Annotated in this window: 18 protein-coding genes and 3 pseudogenes; 6 read left to right on the forward strand and 15 right to left on the reverse strand. The window is 64.1% G+C overall.

The window, feature by feature from the left end:
- Positions 1 to 38 precede the first annotated feature (38 nt).
- From CKW37_RS08550 to CKW37_RS08570, 5 genes are all read right to left on the reverse strand, one after another.
- Positions 39 to 872: an energy transducer TonB gene (locus CKW37_RS08550; protein WP_095155252.1), complete on the reverse strand. Its 834-nt coding sequence runs from the start codon at positions 870 to 872 to the stop codon at positions 39 to 41.
- A 2-nt stretch (positions 873 to 874) separates the two neighbouring features.
- A complete protein-coding gene (gene tolR, locus CKW37_RS08555) occupies positions 875 to 1,318 on the reverse strand; it encodes a protein TolR (RefSeq protein ID WP_095155253.1) in 444 nt (147 codons plus the stop codon).
- A 13-nt stretch (positions 1,319 to 1,331) separates the two neighbouring features.
- Positions 1,332 to 2,048: a protein TolQ gene (tolQ, locus tag CKW37_RS08560; protein WP_095155254.1), complete on the reverse strand. Its 717-nt coding sequence runs from the start codon at positions 2,046 to 2,048 to the stop codon at positions 1,332 to 1,334.
- A 78-nt stretch (positions 2,049 to 2,126) separates the two neighbouring features.
- Positions 2,127 to 4,028, reverse strand: a complete 1,902-nt coding sequence (locus CKW37_RS08565) for a phytase (protein ID WP_095155255.1) — start codon at positions 4,026 to 4,028, stop codon at positions 2,127 to 2,129.
- Positions 4,029 to 4,089: 61 nt separating this feature from the next.
- Complete coding sequence (locus CKW37_RS08570; protein WP_256587711.1) at positions 4,090 to 6,576, reverse strand: TonB-dependent receptor; 2,487 nt, start codon at positions 6,574 to 6,576, stop codon at positions 4,090 to 4,092.
- 384 nt (positions 6,577 to 6,960) lie between these two features.
- On the opposite strand from CKW37_RS08570, the gene CKW37_RS08575 reads away from it, so the two are divergent.
- From CKW37_RS08575 to CKW37_RS08585, 3 genes are read left to right on the forward strand one after another with little or no spacing between them, the layout of a single operon-like run.
- Entirely contained in the window at positions 6,961 to 8,358 is a 1,398-nt protein-coding gene (locus CKW37_RS08575) for a metallophosphoesterase family protein (protein WP_095155257.1), read from the forward strand.
- A 53-nt stretch (positions 8,359 to 8,411) separates the two neighbouring features.
- On the forward strand, positions 8,412 to 9,332 hold the full coding sequence (locus CKW37_RS08580; protein ID WP_095155258.1) for a GGDEF domain-containing protein: 921 nt from the start codon (positions 8,412 to 8,414) through the stop codon (positions 9,330 to 9,332).
- Positions 9,329 to 10,348 carry an AraC family transcriptional regulator gene (locus tag CKW37_RS08585; RefSeq protein ID WP_095155259.1) on the forward strand — a complete coding sequence of 340 codons (1,020 nt, stop codon included), beginning with the start codon at positions 9,329 to 9,331 and terminating at the stop codon, positions 10,346 to 10,348. The genes CKW37_RS08580 and CKW37_RS08585 overlap by 4 nt, the downstream gene beginning before the upstream one ends.
- 121 nt (positions 10,349 to 10,469) lie before the next feature.
- Here the strand turns inward: CKW37_RS08585 and CKW37_RS08590 are convergent, their stop codons facing one another.
- Both CKW37_RS08590 and yfcF read right to left on the reverse strand, forming a co-directional pair.
- Complete coding sequence (locus tag CKW37_RS08590) at positions 10,470 to 10,967, reverse strand: ATP-binding protein (RefSeq protein ID WP_095155260.1); 498 nt, start codon at positions 10,965 to 10,967, stop codon at positions 10,470 to 10,472.
- An 80-nt stretch (positions 10,968 to 11,047) separates the two neighbouring features.
- The gene (gene yfcF / locus CKW37_RS08595; protein WP_095155261.1) at positions 11,048 to 11,680 is read right to left on the reverse strand and encodes a glutathione transferase; all 633 of its coding nucleotides are present in this window, start codon (positions 11,678 to 11,680) and stop codon (positions 11,048 to 11,050) included.
- A gap of 191 nt (positions 11,681 to 11,871) precedes the next feature.
- Here yfcF and CKW37_RS08600 point away from each other — a divergent pair, with 191 nt between their 5' ends.
- Entirely contained in the window at positions 11,872 to 12,303 is a 432-nt protein-coding gene (locus CKW37_RS08600) for a hypothetical protein (protein WP_095155262.1), read from the forward strand.
- Here the strand turns inward: CKW37_RS08600 and CKW37_RS08605 are convergent, their stop codons facing one another.
- The 3 genes from CKW37_RS08605 to CKW37_RS08615 form a co-directional block, all read right to left on the reverse strand.
- Complete coding sequence (locus CKW37_RS08605; RefSeq protein WP_095155263.1) at positions 12,304 to 13,113, reverse strand: ABC transporter substrate-binding protein; 810 nt, start codon at positions 13,111 to 13,113, stop codon at positions 12,304 to 12,306. It abuts the gene before it with no gap.
- Positions 13,114 to 13,289: 176 nt separating this feature from the next.
- Entirely contained in the window at positions 13,290 to 15,494 is a 2,205-nt protein-coding gene (locus CKW37_RS08610) for an OsmC domain/YcaO domain-containing protein (RefSeq protein ID WP_095155264.1), read from the reverse strand.
- Between the two features lie 80 nt (positions 15,495 to 15,574).
- Entirely contained in the window at positions 15,575 to 16,420 is an 846-nt protein-coding gene (locus CKW37_RS08615) for an SDR family NAD(P)-dependent oxidoreductase (protein WP_095155265.1), read from the reverse strand.
- Between the two features lie 206 nt (positions 16,421 to 16,626).
- On the opposite strand from CKW37_RS08615, the pseudogene CKW37_RS08620 reads away from it, so the two are divergent.
- A pseudogene (locus tag CKW37_RS08620) lies at positions 16,627 to 16,972 on the forward strand (TonB-dependent receptor plug domain-containing protein); the annotation flags it as partial.
- Positions 16,973 to 17,059: 87 nt separating this feature from the next.
- Positions 17,060 to 17,251, forward strand: a complete 192-nt coding sequence (locus tag CKW37_RS32365) for a hypothetical protein (RefSeq protein ID WP_371864279.1) — start codon at positions 17,060 to 17,062, stop codon at positions 17,249 to 17,251.
- A gap of 113 nt (positions 17,252 to 17,364) precedes the next feature.
- On the opposite strand, the pseudogene CKW37_RS33570 reads toward CKW37_RS32365, so the two are convergent.
- The 5 genes and pseudogenes from CKW37_RS33570 to CKW37_RS08640 all read right to left on the reverse strand — a co-directional run.
- Positions 17,365 to 17,724: pseudogene (locus CKW37_RS33570) on the reverse strand (methyl-accepting chemotaxis protein); the annotation flags it as partial.
- 198 nt (positions 17,725 to 17,922) lie between these two features.
- Positions 17,923 to 18,630: pseudogene (locus CKW37_RS33575) on the reverse strand (PAS domain S-box protein); the annotation flags it as partial.
- A 29-nt stretch (positions 18,631 to 18,659) separates the two neighbouring features.
- The gene (locus CKW37_RS08630; RefSeq protein ID WP_159985246.1) at positions 18,660 to 19,631 is read right to left on the reverse strand and encodes a diguanylate cyclase; all 972 of its coding nucleotides are present in this window, start codon (positions 19,629 to 19,631) and stop codon (positions 18,660 to 18,662) included.
- Positions 19,632 to 19,686: 55 nt separating this feature from the next.
- A complete protein-coding gene (locus tag CKW37_RS08635) occupies positions 19,687 to 20,538 on the reverse strand; it encodes a hypothetical protein (protein WP_095155268.1) in 852 nt (283 codons plus the stop codon).
- Positions 20,539 to 20,772: 234 nt separating this feature from the next.
- A complete protein-coding gene (locus CKW37_RS08640; RefSeq protein WP_256587717.1) occupies positions 20,773 to 22,449 on the reverse strand; it encodes a SulP family inorganic anion transporter in 1,677 nt (558 codons plus the stop codon).
- Between the last annotated feature and the right edge of the window lie 46 nt (positions 22,450 to 22,495).

Consider the following 22,495-nt stretch of genomic DNA (forward strand, 5'->3'; position numbering starts at 1 on the left):
GCGAGCTTGCTCGCGAAGCTCGCGCCTGCATCGCCTGCCTACCTCACCCCTTGCTCGATGCTGTAGTGAAAGGTGTTTTTCACGCCGGGCACTTCCACGGCCCGGCCATCGACTACCCGGGGCTGGTACTTGAACGTCCTGGCTGCCTGCAACGAGGGTTGGGCGAACCACGGGTGGCAACCGTCCAGCACGCGCGGATCGCGGACCCGGCCCGAGGTGTCGACGGTGTAGCTGACCGTGCAATCGCCCTGCACGCCCTTGTCCAGCGCGCGCTGCGGATAGTCCGGGGCCTGCTTGCTGATGGGCAGGTACTGTGAACTGGCAGCCGCGGCGCGGGCACGTTCATCCGCGGCACGCCGTTCAGTGGCCAGACGCTGCGTCTCCCGCGCCTCGGCCGCCTCGCGCGCCGCTTGCTCCTGTTGCACTCGCGCCTGTTCCTCATGCTGCCGGGTTTCGTCGCGACGGCGTTGCTGCTCGGCGACACGTTCCTGGCGGCGCACGTCGGCTTCGCGCTGCTGCTCACGCTTGAAGGCCAGTTCGGCCGCGCTGGGCGGCACCGGGGCTGGCGGCGTCAGCACTTGCGGCGGCGGTGGTGGCGGCTCGATCGCGGCGGCGGGCTCGGGCACGGCCACTGCGGGCACCACAGCTTCAACCGGCTCAACTGGCGCCGACGGCGGCAGGCTGACCAACTGGGTGGTGATCACCGGCACCACCGGCGTCGGCAAGCGCGGCGTGTAGTCATGCCCCAGCAAGACCACCGCCAGAGCCGCATGCAGGGCGACGGCAATGCCCGCCGCGCCGACATGGCCGCGCCAGCGCGGCAGGTTGAAGGACGGCGCGCTGACCGGCAGCGCAAGGCTCAGGCTGCTCATGCTCAAGGCTCCTCGGTGATCAGCCCGAGGCTGGTCACACCCCCGCGCTGCAATTCGGCAATGCCCGCCACCACCCGGCCATAGTCGGCGCCATGGTCGGCGCGCACATAGACCTGGGTATCGCCACGCCGGGCGATGATCTGGCCGACCTTGTCGCGCATTTCCTCAAGGCTCACGGCGCTGTCGCTCTGGCCCTCGATCTTCAGGTCGGGGCCAATGTTCCAGTAGAAGCTGCCGTCGTTTTTCACCGAGAGGGTCAGCACTTGCCGCTCGCTGTCGGCCGGCAGCGCCTGGGCGGCGACCTTGGGCAAGTCGAGCTTGACGCCCTGCACCAGCATCGGCGCGGTGACCATGAAAATCACCAGCAAAACCAGCATCACGTCGATATAGGGCACTACGTTCATTTCCGCCTTGGCGGCGTGTTTGCGCTGGGGTTTGACCAACATGGGGACGCTCCTTTCAGGCCACCGCGGCGATGTTCGCGGTGCAGTGCAGGCGTTTGTGCAAGCGCGCCTGCAATTCGTTGGCAAAGCTGTACTGGCGCGCGCTGAGGGTCTGGCCGCGGGCGCTGAAGCGGTTGTAGGCCATCACCGCTGGAATCGCCGCGAACAAGCCGATAGCGGTGGCGATCAGCGCTTCGGCAATGCCCGGCGCCACGGTGTTGAGGGTCGCCTGCTGCACTTGGGACAGGCCGAGGAAGGCATTCATGATTCCCCACACCGTGCCGAACAGGCCGATATACGGGCTGACCGAACCGACCGTGGCGAGAAACGCCAGGCCCTGGTCGAGGCGCTCGTCCTGTTCGGCGAGCGACACGTACAGGCTGCGTTCGACGCCTTCGAGCACGCTGTCGCTGGCGATCTGCGGCTGACGCTGCAACTGCGAGAACGCCTGGTAGCCATCGAGGAAGATCCGCTGCAGCGGCGTTTCTTCTTCGCCATCGCGGCCCTTGGCCTGGCTTTCGCGGTACAGCAGGGCCAGGTCGCCACTGGCGCGGAAACGCTGGAGAAACGCGTCGGACTGCCGCTCGCTGCGACGCAGGCTGACCCCGCGCTGGACGATCAGGTACCAGCTCAGCAACGAGGCCAGCACCAGGCACAGCATCACGGCCTGCACCACCAGGCTGGCGTCGCTGACCAGGCCCCAGATGCTCATGTGTTCGGTTGCAGCTTGCATGTCTTGCTCCTTGGCCCCGCGTCGGCGGGGCGATCACTCGATTTGATGTCCGGCGTGTTGCCGGCTGATGACAGTCGCTCAGTCGAGCTTCAGGGCCTCGGCGACCTGGCTCCAGCCGATGTACTTGAAGTTCTGCCGGCCTTCGGGCATACGCTTGCGCCCGTCCTGCACCACCAGCAGGCCCTGGCTCCAGGGGCCGCCGAGGTTGACCGAGGTCAGGTCGAGGCCGTCAGTCTGCGAGGCGCCGTCGATGCCGAGCCCGGCATTGAGGCCGATGCTGAACGCCCCGCGCAGGCGGTACGGCGGGCTGGCTTCGACCACCACGTAGCGGTCGTTGCCCTGGCTGGAAATCACCAGGTAGTCGCGCTGCTTGCCCTGATAGAAGCCCAGCCCTTCGATATCGGCCTTGATCGGGCCACCGACGCCGATCACTTTCTCCAGCGTGGCGGGCGCGTCGGCGCGGGCGTCCAGGGCCCAGACTGCCTTGTCTTCCTCGCCGATAAACAGGCGCTGGCCACGGTCGTCGGCAACGCAGCCTTCCGGTTGCGAGGCGGTGGCGAAGCGGCGCACCAGTTCGCCGCGCAACTCGCCCCCCAGGGCACTCAGGCGGTACTGGAGGAAGCTGCCGTCCTTGTCGTTGGCGATGGCGTACAGGGCGCCGCCGCTGTCCTTGAACATGCACAGGCCGTAGATGTCCTTGAGCGGCGTGGCGACCTCGCCGAGCACGCTGACCTCGCCGGTCTTCGGCTCGATGGCGAAGACGTGCAGGCTGTTGTTGTCACGGTTGCTGGCCACCGCCAAGTCCACCTCGCGTTCGCCAAGGTGGAAACCGTTGCGCACATCGACGTTGTTGACCCGGCCGATACGCAGGTCCTGCAGTTGCCGGCCTTGCAGGTCATAGACCAGCAACCCGCCCTTCTTGTCGGTGCCCAGCACCCGGCTGAGTGCCGGGTCGGCGGCGTTGACCCAGATCGCCGGGTCGTCGGCGGCGTCGCCAAAGCTCGGCACCGGTTCGGTCTGTACTTGCGCCGGCAATACCGGGATGGCCGCTGCCGGCGTGACGGCGGGCAAGGTCCAGTCGAGGCGCGCGCGGCGTTGGCCTTCGTCATCGACGATCAACAGTTCCAGGCCCTTGGCATCAGGGCGCACGCTCAGTTGCTCGGGCGTTTTCAGTTCCGCCAGCGGCAGCACCGCCTCGGTCTGCCAGGTGATGCCGGTCTGGCGGTACAGGTGCAGGGTCGCGCTCACCGGGTCCAGCGCCAACAGGCCGCCCGGCACCAGGGCCATGCCGGCGCTGCGCTTGCCGATCCCGCCGAAAGGCGCGCGCAGGTCCACCGGGCGGCGCTGCAACGGCGCTTCGGCGGCGGCGCCATAGCGCCACAGGCCGAGGTTTTCTTCGTTGACGTAGAGGCTGTCGCTGGTGTCGTCGCTCTGGCAGTACTCGCTCAGGGGCGGCAGGCTCAGACCCCGCACGCGCTGCGCGGCGGCCAATGGCTGGTCAGCGCTTGCCACCAGCCACTGCTCGCCGACGCCCTCGGCACCGAGCAGGAAGACGAAGCTGTTGCGCGCGCTGTCGCGGTACAGGCACAGGCCCTCGATGGCGAAATCGCGCTTGGGCAGGTACAGCGGCGTGCTCCAGCCCGTGTCGCGCTGAAGCCGGACCAGCAACGCCTGCTGGCGTTTAGTGTCGAGGCTGGCGACCAGCAGGCCAGTGTTGTCGAGGCGCTGGTCCAGCCCTTTGAAGCGGCCTTCCAGTTGGCTCAGCACCTGGCCGTCGGCTTTCAGCAGTTGCAGGCCGTGCTTGCCGGCCACAAGGCGGTCGGCACCGGGCCAGAACACATCGTTGGCCAGCAGCCGGGCATTTTCCGGGCTGCCGGGCAGGCGCTCGCCGAGGCTCAGCGCCGGTTGCGCCGAGGCCTGGGCCACGGCCATCGTCAGCAACAGGCCGCTCAACAGGGTGTAGGGTCGTGCGTTGAACATGTGCGGTTCTCATGGGCAGCCCGCACCACTGCCCATCAGGGCAGCGGCGCGGGCGAAGCGGTCAGAAGTGGGTCAGGGTCAGGCCGAGCTTGTAGGTCGGGCCGTACTCTTCGTACTGGGAATTGAACGAGCGGCGTCCGGTGTAGGTGTAATAGGACTCGTCGGTGATGTTCTGCGCTTCGAAGGTCAGTTGCAGGTCCGGGGTGAGGAAGTAGCCGGCCTTGAAGTCGACGAACAACTGGTCGTCGGCGTACAGGTCATGGGCCTTGTCATCCACCGCGGCCACTTCGGCCAGGAAGCTGGATTTGTAGTTGGCCGCGAGGCGCAAACTGAGCTTGTCGTCTTCCCAGCCGAGGGTCAGGTTGCCGACGGTGTCGGACTGGTTCGGCAGGTCGATGCGCCGGCTCAGGCCTTGGCCGTCGATCTCGGCGCGGGATTTACTCAGGGTCAGGTTGCCGCCCAGCAGCAGGCCGTTCCACGGCGCCGGCAGCCAGTCGAACTTCTGCGAGTAGGCCAGCTCAAGACCGTAGAGTTTCGCGCTCTGGCCGTTGGCGTAGGTCTTGGCTTCGTCGAAGTCGACCCACTCGCCGCTGCCGGCCAGGTCGGTGTTGTAGACGAAGTTGTCGATGTCCTTGTAGAACACGTAGGCCGAGAGCACGCCGGCGCGGCCCAGGTAATGCTCGATGCCGAGGTCGAGGTTCATCGACTCCAGCGGCTTGAGGTCCGGGTTGCCGAAGCTCGCCTCGCCTTCGCTGTCATCGATCATGAAGCCCGGCGCCAACTGGCCGAAGGTCGGGCGCACCACGCTGTGGGTCCAGGCCGCGCGCAACTGGGTCTGCGGGGTGAACTGGTAGCGGGCGTGCAGCCCCGGCAGCCAGTGGTCATAGCGCTTGCGACTTTGCGTCGGGCTGTATTCGCCGTCGCGCAGGCCGGTGCCCTTGGCCTCGAACTCGGTGCCTTCGTAGCGAACCCCGGCGATGAAGCGCCAGGCGTCCACATCGAGGGTGTTCATCAGGTAGGCGGCGTTGATGTCTTCGCTCATCTGGAAATCGTTGATGCGCGACTCTTCTTCGTCGTAGAAGGCGTTGCGGTCGAGGCCGCCGATCAGGTCCTTGATCGCGCCCGCGCTGATGCCGTTGCCGAAGTTGCCAAAGGCGTAATCGACCTTGCCGCTCTGGAAGCCGTCGAGGGTGATGTCGTCGAAGTCGTCGTAGACCCAGACGTCGGTGTCGCTGCGCTTGTCGCGGCGGCTGGCCTTGGCGCCGAACTTGACCTGGGCGCTGTTGCCGCTCAGTTCATAGTCGCGGGCCAGGTCGAAGCGGATGTTCTTTTCCTCGTCGCTGGAGTTGGCTTTCTCCCACTCCACCTTGTCGAGGCTGAACGCCTGCGGGTCGTAGAAGGCCGAGCCGGTGCTGAGGCGCGGCTTGCGCGTGCCGTCGAATCCGACGTCGGCGAAGTCGCCTTCGAACTTGGCGTTGGCGATGCCGCCCGGGTCGTTCTCGCTGGACTTGCTGTAGCCGACCTGGCCGCTGAGGGTCCAGGCGTCGATCAGGCGTTCGCCGCCGAAAACGTAGGACTGGATTTCCTGGGTGTCTTCGCGGGACTTCAGCGCCCGCCAGCCTTCGCCGTCGCCGCGCTCGCCGGACAGTTGCGGGTCTTCGAACTCGATGCCGGCGGCGTTGCGCGTCTCGGTGTCCTTGAAGCGGCTGTAGAGGGTGCGCAGGTAATAGCTGGAGAAATCGTCCGGCCGGTAATCGAAGTTGAGCCCGGCACCGGTGCGCTCGCGGCGGATGCGATAGTCGCGCTGCTCGGCTTCTTCCAGGCGCGGCTGGCCGTCGTCGAAGTCCCAGGCGCCGCTGGTTTCAACGTTGTCCGAGCCGAAATCGCGTTGCTGCCAACTGAAGGCCGCGGCCACGCCGAAGTTGTCGATGCCGTCGCCGAGGCTGAACTTGTTGCTGAAGGCGCCGGAGAATTTCGGGCTGTCCTGGCGGGTGTTCTTGTCGTGGCTGGCTTCGCCGCTGAAGGTGTAGAACAGCCCCGGATGGTCGTAGGCCGAGAGGCTTTCCACCTCGATGGTGCCGCCGAGCGAGTTGGCGTCCATGTCCGGGGTCAGGGTCTTGACCACCGACAGCGACTGCACCAGCTCGGTGGGCAGCACGTCCAGCGCCACGGCGCGGCGATCGCCTTCCGGGGCCGGCAACAGGGTGCCGTTGATGGTCACGCTGTTGAGGTCCGGGCCGATGCCACGCACGCTGACGAAGCGGCCTTCGCCCTGGTCGCGCTCCACCGACAGGCCGGGAATGCGCTGCAAGGCTTCGGCGGCGTTGTCGTCGGGCAACTGGCCGACGGCGTCGGCGTGGACCACGCTACGCACGGTGTCGGAGGCTTTCTGCTCCTTGAGCGCCTGGTCCATGCTGGCGGCCTGACCGACCACATTGACGTGCTCGACCTTGTCTTCGGCGAAGGCCGGCAGGCTGGCGCCAATGGCCAGGCTCAACAGGCTGATCTTGAATCGCCGACGGTTGTCTGCGGGCTTGACGGTAACCACGATAACGCTCCCCCTGAAGTCCATCCGCCACGTCGGGGCGGAAACTGCAGGGCACGCTAGGGGTGGTGTGTGGCAGATCTGTGACAGGGATTTTCGTGGCGGTCGGATCGGGGCTTTTTTACCGGATTTTGCCGGTGTTCTGGGCTGAAATGACCTCCTTGGGGAACAGCGCTTCATCGATGGCACGCCAGCTCCCTCACGGTACGGGCATGCTCAGAACCCTGTGGGCGCTGGCTCGCCAGCGATGAGGCCCGAACAGATCCCGCAAAAAACCAACATATTTTTCACATCTGCCACCACCCAAATAGACCCCCTCCCCTGTAACCCAACCGTCATTCGCCTTTGTTTCCTTGGCCGCCAATACCCATCGATCAAGGATCTTTCATGTCCCGCTTGAGCCTGCTGGCCCTCGCCCTCGCCACCTGCCTCGGCCACGCCGTTGCCGACCCGCTGCCCCACTCCCCCGGCGCGCCCTATGCCGCCAGCGGCCTGGCCGACCGGATCGTGCTGACTCCCGGCGCCAACCCGGCGCGGGAAATGGCCGTGACCTTCCGTACCGACACCCGCCAGGACGTCAGCCAGTTGCAACTGGCGCCGGCGCTGGACGGCCCGCAACTGGAGAAACGCGCCCGCCTGCTGGAAGGCAACAGCCAGGCGCTGGACACCGAGAACGGCGCGGCGCTCTACCACCAGATTCGCCTGACCGACCTGCAACCGGACAGCGCCTATGCCTATCGGGTCAAGGGCGCCGAGGGCTGGAGCGAGTGGCTGCAGTTCCGCACCGCCGCCGAAGGCTTCAAGCCGTTCCGTTTCATCTACCTCGGCGACACCCAGAACGACATCCTGTCCATCGCCTCGCGCAGCGTCCGCCAGGCCCTGCACGCCACCGCCAGCCCGGCGCTGGTGGTGCATGCCGGCGACCTCACCTCGCAGCGCGACGACCTGGTGCATGACGATGAATGGGGCGAATGGAACCAGGCCGGTGGCTTTCACTACGCCGGCGTCCCGCAGGTGGTGGCCGCCGGTAACCACGAGTACCTCGACAGCCTCAACCCCGACGGCAGCGAAGGCCGCACCCTCGGCCCGCACTGGGCCAAACAGTTCGCCCTGCCGAACAACGGCGTGGCCGGGCTGGAAAGCACCACCTACGTCACCGACTACCAGGGCGTGCGCTTTATCGTCCTCGACGGCACCGCCGCCCTCGACCTGAACACCCTCGACCAGCAAAGCCAGTGGCTGGAACAGCGCCTCAAGGAAAGCAAGGCGCGCTGGAAGGTGGTGGTCACCCATCAACCGATCTTCACCTGCGCCCGGCCGCAAGACACCGAACCGCTGAAAGCCGCGTGGAAACCGCTGTTCGAACGCTATTCGGTGGACCTCGTGCTGCAAGGCCACGACCACTGCTACAGCCGCCTGAGCAACGAAAACGGTCGCGCCGCGGCGAAACAGGCACGCGCCGCCGGCAAGGTGCAGGGGCCGGTGTACATGGTCTCGGTGGCCGGTTCGAAGATGTACGGCGTCAACGACCGCGCACGTAAACAGCCGGACCGCAGCGCCGAGGAAACCCAGCTCTACCAGACCGTCGAAGTCGGCGCCTCGCGCCTGGAAGTGCGCAGCTTCACCGCCAGCGGGCGGCTGTATGACGCCTTCGACCTGACCCGCGACAAGCAGGGCCGCAACCGCCTGAGCGAGCCGGCCAGACAACTGCCGGCGGAGCGCTTCTGCAACGGCGCACAAGGCCCGGACCAATTGCCGTGCAAGTCGCGGGACAAGAGTCTGTAACAGCGTTGTGATATCGGTCGGGCACGCTGGGCGGGCCCGGCCCGGAGACCTTCATGAAATCACTGCTGAAACTGCACACCCTCACCTTCGTCGGCCTCGCCGTCGCGGCCAACCTCGGCCTGCAGCTTTACCTGGCCTTCGGCGAGGTAAAACCGTGGGACCAGATCAACTGGATGGACGTGATCGGCGAAGGCGGCTCGGGACTGATCTGGCTGATCTGGCTGGTGATGCTGATGCGCAGCCGCCCCGCCGGGCGGGTCACCCGCATGCTCGCCGTGGGCATGGCTTGCGTATGTTTTTCCTGGTGGATGGACGTGCTCGACGAGTTCATCCGCCTGGCTCCCGGCGCGGTCTGGGACAACTGGCTGGAAACCGCGCCGATGCCGGTGGGCCTGGTGCTGGTGACCTTCGGCATCTATCACCTGCATCAGGAACAACAGGCGATCAACGCGCAGATGAGCAAACGCGAGGGGCTGTTTCGCGAGCATTTGCTGTTCGACAAACTCACCCCGCTGGGCGGCGCCCAGTACCTGCGCCAGCACGTGCAACGGGCGCTGGAGCAGGCCGGTCGCGAGGAACAGCCTCTGTCGCTGGTGGTGCTGGATATCGACGATTTCAGCGCGGTGAACCTGCTCCACGGCGAAGCCGAGGGCGATCACCTGCTGCAAGTGCTGGCGCAACTGCTGCTGCTCAACCTGCGCCAGCAAGACGTGCTGTGCCGCCTGGCCGGCGACCGCTTCGTGGTGGTGATGCCCAACACCGGCGAAACCCAGGCGCGTTGGCTGGCCGATGAGCTGCAACAAGCGGTGGCGAGCCTGGCCCACAAGACCCGCCGCCACGGCGAGCGCCTGCACCTGCGCGCCAGTGTGGCGGTGGCCATGGCTTATGAAGACGATGTGGAAAGCCTGCTCAAACGGGTCAACCTGGGCATTGCCAAAGCCAAGCGGCAGACGCCGCGCAAGGGGGCGGCATGAGCGGCTACGAGCGTGACCAGCGCTTTATCGTCGGCCACTTCCAGCCCGCGGCGCTGATCGACCTGGCGCTGTCCCGGGGTATCGACAGCCACCGCCTGCTGCGCGGTTGCGAAGTGTTCTACGAGGACATCAGCCAGGGCCGGGCGAAGTTCAGCCAGGAGCAATTCCTGACCCTGATCGACAACGCCCGGCGCCTGCTGGATGCCGACGACAGCGCCTTCCTGTTCGGCCAGCGCCTGCTTCCCGGTCATTACGGCGAAGCCAGCCAGACCCTGCTGCACGCCCGCGACCTGTACCAGGCGCTGGAAAACCTCTGCGAATTCCACAGCCTGCTCAGCCCGTTGCTGACGCCGCGGCTGTTGCTGGAAGAACACTATCTGCACCTGTACTGGCAGGACGGTTGCGGTGCCGGCAACCAAGGGCAGTTTCTCGGCGAAGCCTGCCTGAGCGCGGTGCTGGCGATGAGTCGACGGCTGACTGGCGAACACCTGCCGTGGCGCATCCAGTGCGCCTGGAGCGAACCGCGGCATATCGAACAGTACTGGGTGTACCTCGGCGAAGAGGTGCGTTTCGATGCGCAACTGACGTTGTTGTCACTGCCGCGCGAATACCTGCATCGGCCACTGCCCGACGTCGCCACCACCCCGGGGCTGGTGGCGCGCCAAGCCTGCCTGGAGCAACTGGCTGCGCTGGAGGGCGGCGCGAGCTTTCTCGACCGCCTGTACGATCACCTGCACAGCCATATCCACGAACCGATCAACCTTGATCGCGTGGCGGCGGCGTTCGGCATGAGCCCCACCACCCTCAAGCGCAAACTGCACAAGCACGGCACCCATTTCCAGCAGCAACTGGACCTGGTGCGCCGGCATGTGGCGTTGTACCTGTACCAGATGAAGGGCTATACCAACGAAGAGGTGTGCAACTACCTGAGGTTCAGCGACACCACCAATTTCCGGCGCTCGTTCAAGCGCTGGACGGGATTGACGCCGAGCGGGTTGGCGCGGTGGTTTGGGTGACGGCGGATCAGGCTGCCTCATCGTTCCTTGCAGGACTGCTCGACGAAGAACCCTGGACAGCACGCCCCCCGACAACTCGTAAGACCAGGCCTCGAAGGTGAAGCTTTCTCCGGTCAGCCGATCATGCAAGCCCCTCCTGACCATGAACCACAATATCCAGCCCCTCACCCACCGCAGGCGCCTGGAAATGCCGGGTGATCAGCTCGAATTCAGCATCGGTGGCTGCAAAGTCGTGCTCGCCATGCGCATTGCGCGCATGCAGGCGGGTGCGGCAGGTGGCGTCGTCCTGTTCGAGGTAGTGCAAGGTGTGATGGACGCCCGCTGTCCGCGCCAGGCTCAGCAACCAACTGCGGTCAGCGACGGTGTTGGCGGGAAAATCCAGAACCACCGTGACACCCGTCCGCAACAGGTCGATGACCAGCGGCCCCAGTACCGCGCGAATCCGTCGGGCGCGGTCGAGGTAGTCGGTTACCGAACGGATCTCGTCGGGATACAAACGCGAAAGCCAGTGATCTTCGCTGATCAGCAGCGCGCTGTGCTCTGCCACGAGGTGTTTGGCGAGGGTGGATTTGCCAGAGGCGATCTTGCCGCACAGTAGGTGAAGGTGCGTCGAGGACATGGGCACGGCTCCTTGTGTCGAGCCAGTGATGATGCACAAGGCCGGCCGGGTGGGCAAACCCGGCCGGCCTCGTTCCGGCATTACAACGCCGGACGCACCTTCTGCACCCACTCCTGCACGCTCGGCCGCTGCCACTGACGCGCCGCGTACTCCTTCAGCCCAGCCGGCACCGGGTCGCCATTGAGGATCAGGCGGTTGAGCATCACCGCCAGTTCGACATCAGCAATCGACCACTCGCCGCACAGGTATTCGGCACCTTCCGCCAGCAAGGTTTCCGCCACGTTGATCAGTTTCTTCGCCGCCGCGACGCCCTCCGGCGACAGCGGCCCGGCCTTGACGCCATAGAACACCACCAGCGTCGAACGCTCCTGGCGGATCGGCAGCAGGTCGCTGCGCAGCCACGCCTGGACTTGCCGCGCCCTCGCCCGCTGCGCGGTGTCTTTCGGGTAGACCGCGATCTGCGGATGGCGCTCTTCCAGGTACTCGGTGATGGCCGAGGACTCGGACAGGGCGAAGCCTTCGTCGATCAGCGTCGGCACGCGCTGGGTCAGCGACAGGCGGGTGTAGTCGTCCGAGAGGTTCTCGGACCAGTCGAGATCGACCAGCGCCGTTTCGAACTCAAGGCCCTTCTCCCGCAGCGTCACATAGGCGGACATGGCGTAAGGACTGGTGAAGCGGGCGTCAACGAAGAGCTGTAGCGGCGAGCGAGACATGACAGGAACTCCTTCTGCGATGCGCTCACGCTAGGGGGTTCGCCGGCAAAAATAAAATTCAAGATATTCATGGGGGCATTCCTCGCTGGAATGCAAGGGCGGTACAGTGCGCGCGTTGTCTGGCTCGAACGCGTTTATCAGCGTTTCAGACCGACAACACCGGTGCTCAAACCCAACAAGGAACAGCGCGAATGGACGTCGAACACAACCTGCCCCTCATCATCGCCGCAGCCCTCAGCCTGCTCGCCGCCATGCTCCATTTGGGGGTGATCATCGCCGGGCCCGCCGGTTACCGCCTGGCCGGCGCGGGGCAGCGGTTTGTTCGCGCCGCCGAGAAAGGCTATCGGTTTCCGGCCATCGTCACCCTGGGTATCGCCCTGGTTCTGGCCAGTTGGGCGGCCTACGCCCTGGCCGGCGCGGGGGTGATCGGCGCGCTGCCGCTGCTGCGGCCGGCGCTGTGCGTCATCACCCTGGTTTATCTGTTCCGCGGGTTGGTGGGGCCGTTCGTGCTGCTCAACGATGGCCGCAGCCTGCGCTTCGTCATTATCAGTTCGGCCCTCTGCACCGGCATCGGCCTGGTGCATGCCATCGGGCTGGTGCAGGTGTGGGGACAGATCAGTTAACTAGCGGGGTTCCTGCTGGCTCTTCCAGCGCTCCAGATTTTCCGTCACCCACTGCTCCGGCAGCGGTCCGGCAACGATTTCGCGCATTTTCTGCGCCAGCCGCGCGCGCAGTTCCGGGCGATTGCACGGCGAGTCATGGGACAGCGCCAGGTACAGCCCTTCGCTGGAAACCGGCGGGTCGAGCACCTTGAGTTTGTCTTCCATGCCCAGGGTGCGGCTCAGCGCCATGCCGGGATACTGCTCGTAGATCACGTAGTCGTTGCGCTTGAGCAGCAGTTTCTGGAAGGCCTGGCTGGCGCCGGGCACCGCTTCGAGGTTGAGGTGGTCCCTGGCGTAGTCATCGAACTGCTGACCATGGCTGTTGCTGACCAGCGTCCCGCCCTTGCGCCCCTTGAGGTCCTCCCAGGTGCGATAGACAAAGCCGTCATCCTGACGCACCCAGACCACGCTCGGCGTGTACAGGAACGCGGGCTTGATGAAGTCCATGCTTTGCTGGCGCACTTCGGTGAGGAAATAGCCGGCCAGCAGGTCGACACGGCCGGTGCGCGCCTCTTCCTGGGCGCGGGACCAGGGACCGGTGTAGCGGACGTCCACTTCCAGTCCCAACTCGCTGGCCACCTGCTTGAGCAGGTCGGCATTGGCGCCGATCAGTTGTCCCGGGTTGTCGGGATCACGCCAGAGATAGGGGGGATATTCGGGGTTACCCGTGGCAGTGAGGTGCTGGCACTGATCCGCGGCCATCGCGGCCGCGGACATCAGCAACAGCACCAGCGACAGCCACAAGGAGCGGCGGTATCGACGCTCGATCATTCACGACCCTCGGCACAGGTGAAATTCGGCGGTTTTCACAGTCTGGGCCAGATATGGCCAGATGCCAGAGTAGCAGTGTGGATCGGCGATAGATTGTCGTATGGCAACAAATGTTTCGGTGAACCATCCTTTTGCGGGCCAGAGGGTGGCCCGCAAAATTGACCACGGCGAAGGGCTTAGCCCTTCAGGCCCGCCGCCTTGGCCCGTGCTGCGTGCAGTTTCTTGTAGCTGTCGATCAGGCGCAGGTGACGGTCCAGCCCTTCCAGCTTCATGCTGGTCGGCGTCAGGCCGTGGAAGCGCAGGCTGCCTTCGACCGAGGCGATTACCGCGTCCATCCGCTCGTTGCCGAACATGCGGCGGAAATTGACTTCGTAGTCGCTCAGTTCCAGCTCGTTGTCCAGTTCCACTTCCAGCACCACGTTCAGCGCCTGGTAGAACAGGCCGCGCTCGACGGTGTTGTCGTTGAATTGCAGGAACATCTCCACCAGTTCCTTGGCGTCGTCGAACTTGCGCAAGGCGACCTGGATCAGGATCTTCAGCTCGAGAATGGTCAACTGGCCCCAGACGGTGTTGTCGTCGAACTCGACGCCGATCAGCGTCTTGATCTCGGTGTACTCGTCCAGCTCGGATTCCAGCAGGCGCTCCAGCAGCGCTTCCAGCGCGTCGTCATCGAGGTGGTGCAGGTTGAGGATGTCTTCGCGGAAGAACAGCGCCTTGTTGGTGTTGTCCCAGACCAGGTCGTCCACCGGGTAGATTTCCGAATAGCCCGGCACCAGGATGCGGCAGGCGGTGGCGCCGAGGTCGTCATACACGGCCATGTACGCTTCCTTGCCCATGCCTTCGAGGATGCCGAACAGGGTCGCGGCTTCGTCGGCGTTGGAGTCTTCGCCCTGGCCGGAGAAGTCCCACTCGACAAATTCGAAATCGGATTTGGCACTGAAGAAGCGCCACGACACCACACCGCTGGAGTCGATGAAGTGCTCGACGAAGTTGTTCGGCTCCATCAGCGCATGGCTTTCGAAGGTCGGCTGCGGCAGGTCGTTCAGGCCCTCGAAGCTGCGGCCCTGGAGCAGTTCGGTCAGGCTGCGCTCCACCGCCACTTCGAAGCTCGGGTGGGCGCCGAACGAGGCGAACACGCCGCCGGTGCGCGGGTTCATCAGGGTCACGCACATTACCGGGAATTCACCGCCCAGCGACGCGTCCTTGACCAGCACCGGGAAGCCTTGTTCTTCCAGGCCCTGGATGCCGGCGACGATGCCCGGGTACTTGGCCAGCACCTCTTGCGGCACATCCGGCAGGGCCAGTTCGCCTTCGAGGATTTCCCGCTTCACGGCGCGCTCGAAGATTTCCGAGAGGCACTGCACCTGCGCTTCGGCCAGGGTGTTGCCGGCGCTCATGCCGTTGCTCAGGTAAAGGTTTTCGATCAGGTTCGACGGGAAGTACACCACTTCGCCGTCGGACTGGCGCACGAACGGCAGCGAGCAGATGCCGCGCTCGATATTGCCGGAGTTGGTGTCGTAGAGATGGGTGCCCAGCAGCTCGCCGTCCGGGTTATAGATCGCGCGGGTGTAGTCGTCGAGGATTTCCTTCGGCAGCGCGTCCTTGCGGCCCGGCTGGAACCAGCGCTCGTTCGGGTAGTGGACGAATTCGGCGTTGGCGATGTCCTCGCCCCAGAACTGGTCGTTGTAGAAGAAGTTGCAGTTCAGCCGCTCGATGAACTCGCCCAGCGCCGAGGCCAGTGCACCTTCCTTGGTCGCACCCTTGCCGTTGGTGAAGCACATCGGCGATTGCGCATCGCGGATATGCAGCGACCAGACATTCGGCACGATATTGCGCCACGAGGCGATTTCGATCTTCATCCCCAGGTCAGCGAGGATGGCCGACATATTGGCGATGGTGTCTTCCAGCGGCAGGTCCTTGCCGAGAATGCGAGTGCTGCTGCCCGCCGCCGCGGCCGGCATCAACAGGGCCTGGGCATCGGCGTCGAGGTTGTCGACTTCCTCGATGATGAACTCGGGGCCGGTCTGCACCACCTTCTTCACCGTGCAGCGGTCGATGGAGCGCAGGATGCCCTGGCGGTCCTTGGCGGAAATGTCCGCCGGCAGCTCGACCTGGATCTTGAAGATCTGGTTGTAGCGGTTTTCCGGGTCGACGATGTTGTTCTGCGACAGACGAATGTTGTCGGTGGGGATATCCCGCGTCTGGCAGTACAGCTTTACGAAGTACGCCGCGCACAGCGCCGAAGACGCCAGGAAATAGTCGAACGGTCCAGGGGCCGAGCCATCGCCCTTGTAGCGGATGGGCTGGTCGGCCACCACCGTGAAGTCATCGAACTTGGCTTCGAGTCGGAGGTTGTCGAGAAAGTTGACCTTGATTTCCATGCGGGATTACCAGAACGGGCTAAACGAAATGGTCGCCAGTATCCGGTTTTTTCCGCGGGAAGCCAGAGAGGATCGTCGGATCAGTGCTCCTTGATGCGCTCCCAGAGGTCCGCGACCTCCTCGACACTGGCGCATTTGACCCGGGCCAGGTCGGTCGGGTAGCTCACGCCGGGGTTCTCGCAAAAGCGCGTGGCGCTGAACTGGCCGTTGCTGGCCCGCAGGATCAGGCCGCTGTCCTGGCACAGCGCGCTGGCCAGATAGAGCACGCCCGGGGTGACCCATTCCGGCTTGAGGTTTTCCGGCGGCTGGCTGATGCCCCACATGCGCGTCTTGGCCACCGGCGACACGGCGTTGACCAGAATGCCGTGCTCGCGGCCTTCCATGCTCAGCGCGTTCATGATGCCGATCTGCGCCATCTTGCCGGCGGCGTAGGCGGTCAGCCCGACCTGGGCGTATTGCGCGTACATGGCGCGGTCGGAGGTGGTCAGCACCACCCTCGCCGCGCCGGAGCGCTTGAGGTGCGGCCAGGCGTGCTTGGCCAGCCAGATCGGCGCGTGGACGTTGATTCCCAGCGAGCGCTCGAGGAACGTCGCGTCCTGCTCCTCGATGGGCTGGTAGCCGACCCAGCCGGCGTTGTGGATCAAAATATCCAGCGCGCCGAAGTGCTCGACGGCCAGTTCCACCAGCGCCTTGCACCCCGCTTCCTCGTCGAGGCGGCCCGCGTGCGCCAGCACCTGCGCGCCATCGGCCTGCAAGGCGCGCACGGCGGCGCTGGCCACCGTTTCGTCGCTGCCCGCGCCGGTGCGATCGGTGCCCAGGTCACTGATGACCACTTTGGCGCCGCGCTCGAGCAACGCTCTGGCATAAGCGAGTCCCAACCCCTGGCCCGCGCCGGTGACGATGGCAACCTTGTCTTTGAACAGCATGTTCCAGTCCTTTGGTAGGTGATTTCTGACTACAGAAACAGATTCGTCCGCTTGTGCAAAGCAGCTTTTACCGATGAAGGCACCGCATCACCCCACGAGAAGAGCCAATTGCGCTGCCTCTCGTCCCACGGGTAGTATTGAGAACGATTCACACTAACATCGGAAACACCGACCCGTGCAATCTCCTCCGTCCGGCAAGCTGGGACGACCCCACCACCGAAGGCTCGCACTCCTACGCCGCCCGCGCCGTGACCATCGGCAAGGGCACCCACGCCCTGAAGGAAATCCCGCAGTCGATCAGCGTGATGACCCGCCAGCAAATGGACGACCAGGGCCTGACCGACCTCAAGGACGCGGCCAACATGACCACCGGCATGGTCGGCGTGCAGGGCGTGGGCAAGGGCATGATCCTCACCTCGCGGGGTTTCCAGATCGATGACTGGCAGTACGACGGCGTGCCCGTCGTGCGCAACACCTATGCGCTGGGCAACTGGGCGACCCAGGACCTGATCTTCTTCGACCGCCTGGAAGTGCTGCGCGGCGCGCGACTACCCGTTCAGCGGCGACTGGAGCCGGGTCAGCACCGGTCTTGGCTTCACCAGCCAGAGCCATACGCTGGGCTACGAACGCTCCTTCGACGTGCCGGGCTACACCGTATGGAATGCTCGCGTCGGCTACCAGCTCACGCCGGAAATCGGCCTGGCGCTGAACGCCAACCACCTGTTCGACAAGCACTACTACACCGCCGGCTACAACCAGCTCGACGGCAACAACAACTTCGGTGATCCGCGCAATGTGATGTTCAGCGTGAAGTACACGCCGGTGTTCTAGAGGCCCGCTGACGCGCTCCCGATCTGCCGATACCCGCCTTGCCGGAATCCAGGATCGGGGGCCGTTCTTCACCGGGGCTCACCCGCCCCGGCTGCGCCCGGACGATGCGGTAATCAATTCAGATCCGTCGCCACGCGGCTGATCGCTTCGACCACCTGCCTGGCCCGCTGCTGGATATCCAGCATGGCCAGACTGGACTGCCCGGCCAGATCCAGGACCTTGCTCGTATGGTCGTGGCTGCGCTGGATCTGGTCCAGGGCATCATCGGCCAACGCGCGGTTCTGCTTGACCACCTCGACGATCTCGCCGGTGGCCTGGGTAGTCCGTGCCGCAAGCTTGCGCACTTCATCGGCGACCACCGCGAACCCGCGCCCCTGTTCACCCGCACGGGCCGCTTCGATGGCGGCGTTGAGCGCCAGCAGATTGGTCTGGGATGCAATCGCGCCGATGGTCTGCACGATTGAGCCGATCACCAGCGACTGCGCCTCCAGCGCCTTCATGGTGGTGGTAACCGACCCCATCTGCTGCGCAATGCTCTCTATGGCCTGGTTCGACTCGGCAAAGATCGTCATCCCCTGATCTGCGCGCTGACCGGTGCTCAGTGATACCTGGTAAGCGAGTTCTGCCGCCTGCTTCACCTGGTTGGCCTTCTCCACCTGGGCGGTGACGAGATTGGCGAACTTGGCGACTTTGTAGACGCGACCACGCACATCCTCGATCGGATTGTAGGTAGCTTCCAGCCAGACAAGCTGCCCGCGGCTGTCGAGACGGCGGAAACGCCCGGCAACGAAGCGGCCTTTATTGAGTGACTTCCAGAATTCCGTGTATTCCGGCGACGCTGCGTCTTCGGCCAGGCAGAACAAACGATGATGCCGCCCCTGGATCTGCGCCAGTGTGTAGCCCATGGCCTTGAGAAACTGCTCATTGGCATCCAGCACCGTGCCGTCGAGTTTGAACTGAATGATCGCGGTCGAGCGCGTCAGTGCGCGAAACATCTCCAGGCCGTCCTTGTCCTGGCGCGGTAACCCGGGTGCAACCGTTCCGTAGCCCTGGAACACGCTATTGCGCTCACGTACCCAGAAAAGGTTCATGACCACGGGCAAGCCGTTGGCACTTCGGCAACGCAGCGGCTGCTCCTGCTCCGCGATGACCAGGGTTGCGCAGCCGGGTTCGAGCAACTCGCTCAAACGCTTGCCGGCCAGGGCCTGTGGCGAGTAACCCAGGGCCTCGGCAAACGCGGGGTTGACCCCGATGAGCACGCCCGATTCATCCACGCGGGCCGATACCAGCCTCTGCTCGAACTGCTCGAACATATCCCGCAGACCCTCGAGTTCTTCTTTGCATTTGAGCAGCGCCTGCTCGCAACGATGATTGAACACAGTACCTCCAGTCCGAACGGGTTTGAAAATCAGGGGGAGCTGGCTTGCACGCGGTTTTTTCCAGCGTGCTTGGCCTTGTACAGATTGCGGTCGGCATGGGTGAGGATGCCCGACGGATCTTCATCCCTGAAAAAAGGCACCAGCCCGGCGCTGAAGGTGAACATGGCCGGTGCCGCGTCACAGCCGCGAACCGCTTCGAGCAGGCGCTCGGCATACGCCTGCGCCTGGTCCGGGTCGACAGTATCGATCACCACCCCGAACTCCTCACCGCCGAGCCGGCCGCTGCAGTAGCTGCCGGGGACGGCGCGCAGGCAATCAGCCAGCGCACACAGCACCTGATCTCCGACACCATGCCCGTAACGATCATTGATCCGTTTGAAATCATCCATGTCGATCATCAAAAAGAAACCGCCAGGACGGGAGGCGACAAACGCTTCGAAGCGCTCCATCAATGCACGCCGGTTCAGCAGTGATGTCAGGTGATCGGTCTCGGCGAGCCGGCGGTAGTGCCGTTCGATATCCAGGCTGGTTTGCAGGGCCTTGATGTAACTGCGGTTGTTGACCCAACCCAGGCACAGCGAGAACACCACGAACAGCTCCAGGTACCACAGGCCGGTCCCCTGCCCTTGAAATCCCGTTGCCGGCCAGATCAGCACCCAGGTCAGGACGCCGCTCACCAGATAGTCCAGCGGCCCGCGGATCAGCAAGGAGGCACCGACCACCGTCAGCACGGCGAACGGCAAGGCGTATTGGGCGTGCAGTAGCGGGTACTCCTCGAAGAGCCGCATGTAACCAAGCACGAAAACCAGCAGGAACATCAGCCCCGTATACCGCCAGACCCGATCGGATTCGGTGAAGGTATGGAGCAGAAACAAGGCCACCAGCCCAGACAACGTACCCCAGGGCGCAGCGCTGCCCAAACGCTCGTTCAAGATCAGGTGGATCGCTAGCCAACTGCCGATTGCCAGCAACTCGGCGGCCACCACGCCGGTGCGCAGCAACAGGCGGATACGCTGGTCATGGTTGGTATGGCAGTCCGCAGCAAGCACAGGAAGCTCAGGATTGCGTGGCATCTTCACCCAGCTCCATGCTGATCCTCGCAACGGCAAAATTGATTGCCATGGTTTGCCTGACCAACGTGGTGAAACCCGGGCACAGCTCCACCAGGTTGCCATAGGTCTTGAAGTAGCCCTTGCTCTCGCCTTCCCTGACCAGGCGCATGACATGAGTGCTGGAAACGCACAACCGGGACGACAATTGCGCATAGGTCGACGACTTGTAGCCCTTGCTCGTCGAGCGAGACTTCAAGGCATCGACATACAGCGCCAACATCGGCAGATGGCCGCCATCCTTGTTGATGATCCATTTCGCCTCAGGCTGCAGGGCGTCGAGCAGGATGTTGGCGTCCAGCAACCTGCGCAGGCCGCGGAAGAAGCAGCGGATGATTTCATCGTCTGTTTTTTTGAAAAGCTCAACAGCGCCCGGCGCCAACGACATGGCAGGGTGCAGGTAACTCTTGATCAGTCGAGCTGCCTCGAACGAGGCCATTTCAGTCGGTGCGTAAGTGCGTTGACGGGCATCCTCCGGGTGAGCCTGCACGTTCATATAACCGGAGATAAAGAAGAACGAAAAATAAGAATCAAGGCTGTTGCGTGACAAATACCCCCTCGCCTCGCAGAACTGCTTGACTTTGGATAACGGCACCAGGTTATCGCTGTAATAAAAACTACACAGCGATAACACAACCATCAGCCGGTCATACTTCAACAGCGCTTTGTAAAAGAAGGGTTTTCTCCGATAGTTCTCAATGATCAGCTCCAGGTGAAGAACGATGGCGTCATCGATATCGGCCTCGACCATGCTGGAAATCGTGTTGTCCAGGTATTCCAGCAGCTCGGTTTTTATCATCAATATTCAGACACCCCTCGGATGATTACATAAAGCCATCGTTCAATAAGGTTTTGAGTATAAATGCTTTTCCGAGTGGCCCACTTTCTCCCCAAAAATGTTCCAGACGCATCCAGACTAATTATTCACCCCGATAAATCAGTACGATTAATACGGTCATAATTATCTGTCACGAGTTGTACCCGATACCGCTGCACACTCACTTTTCGTAAAACTAGGCTTTTCATACAGAGCCTAGGGCGTCCAGTCCACCCCATGCTCCTCCAGATAAACGTCCACCGCCGCGCCCACCGTGGGCTGGAACACATCGCTGCCGATGTGCGCCAGCACTTCCAGGCGCCGCAGCTTGTCCTTCACCGGGTCCTTCATTTCGGCAAAACGCAGCTCAATGCCCGCAGAACGCAAGTACTGCTCAAGCTCGATCAACATGTCCGCCGAGGTGACGTCCACGCTGGTAACCGGCTCCGCGGCGATGACGATCCGGCGGACCTGTGTCGGTGACTGTTCGATGGCCTGCAGCACGCAACTCTGGAACTGCTCGGCATTGGCGAAGAACAGCGGCGCGTCCCAGCGGAACAGCACCAGGCCCGGTACCCGGCGAGCATCGGGATAGCGGCTGATGTCGTGGTAGCCGCGAATCCCGGCGACCCGCCCGAGCACCGCGTAATGCGGGCGCCAGCCGTCCCAGAGAAACTCGATCACGGCGATCACCACCGCTAGGCCGATCCCCGGCACGGCCCCCAGCACCACCACGCCGACAAAGCAGACGATCGACAGCCAGAACTCCCATTGCTGGATACGGTAGATGCGCCGCAGGTCGCGGAATTCGAACAGGCCAATGGCGGCGGCGATAACTACCGCAGCCAGGGCGCTGACGGGCAGATGGCGCAGCAGGTCGGGCGCAAACAGCAACAACAGGCCCACGCCAAGAGCGCCGAACACGCCGGTGAGTTGGCTGCGCGCGCCAGCGGCTTCGGCCACCGGAGTCCGCGATGAACTGCTGCTGACGGGAATGCCCTGGAACAGGCTGGTGACGAGGTTGGCCATGCCCAGGCCGATCATTTCCTGGTTGGGGTCGGCCGGCGAACGAGTCCGGGCGGCGTAGGTGCGCGACAGCACGCTGGTGTCGGCGAATGACACCAGCGCCACGGCGAAGCCACCAATCAATACAGTGGTCAGTTCGTTCAACCCGATCAGCGGAATGGAAAAACCTGGCAAGCCCTGTGGCAGCGACCCAACCACTTGCACGCCCTCGGCTTCCAGCGCGAACCCCCACGCCGCCAGGGTGGCGAGCACCACAGCAATGAGGATGCCCGGTACCCGCTCGAAACGCTTGAGCAGCAGGATGATCGCCAGGCTGCCGCCACCGATGGCGAAGGCGTGCCAGTTGGCCTTGCCGGCGAACAGCGCCTGGAACAGGCCCGGTATGTCGTGCAACGGCCCGGCGCTGTCGAGGGAGATGCCGAAGAGCTTCGGCGTCTGGCTGATCAGCACGGTGAAAGCGATGCCGTTCATGTAGCCGTAGCGGATCGGCTTGGACAGCAGTTCGGTGATAAAGCCCAGCCGCAGCAAGCCAGCGGCGGCGCACACCAGGCCAGACACCAGCGCCATGGCGCTGGCCAGGGTGATGGCGCTCGCGGGATCACCCGCGGACAGCGGCAAGACCACCGCCAGGATGATCGCCACCAGCGCCGAGTCCGGGCCGAGCACCAGGAAGCGGCTGGGCCCGAACAGCGCGTAGACCAGCAGCGGAATGATGGTCGCGTACAGCCCGTAGATGCCCGGAACCCCCGAGGCCTGGGCGTAGGCGATGCCGACCGGCACCAGCATGGCGGTCAGCACGAGCCCGGCGAGCAGGTCCTTCGGCAGCCAGGCCAGCGGGTAATTGCGCAGCATCTCCAGCCCCGGCATCCAGCGCTGCCAGCCGGAGCGAAGGGACGCGGGCGTGCGGGGTAAC

It is taken from the genome of Pseudomonas sp. Irchel 3E13, from assembly GCF_900187455.1.
Taxonomy (GTDB): domain Bacteria; phylum Pseudomonadota; class Gammaproteobacteria; order Pseudomonadales; family Pseudomonadaceae; genus Aquipseudomonas.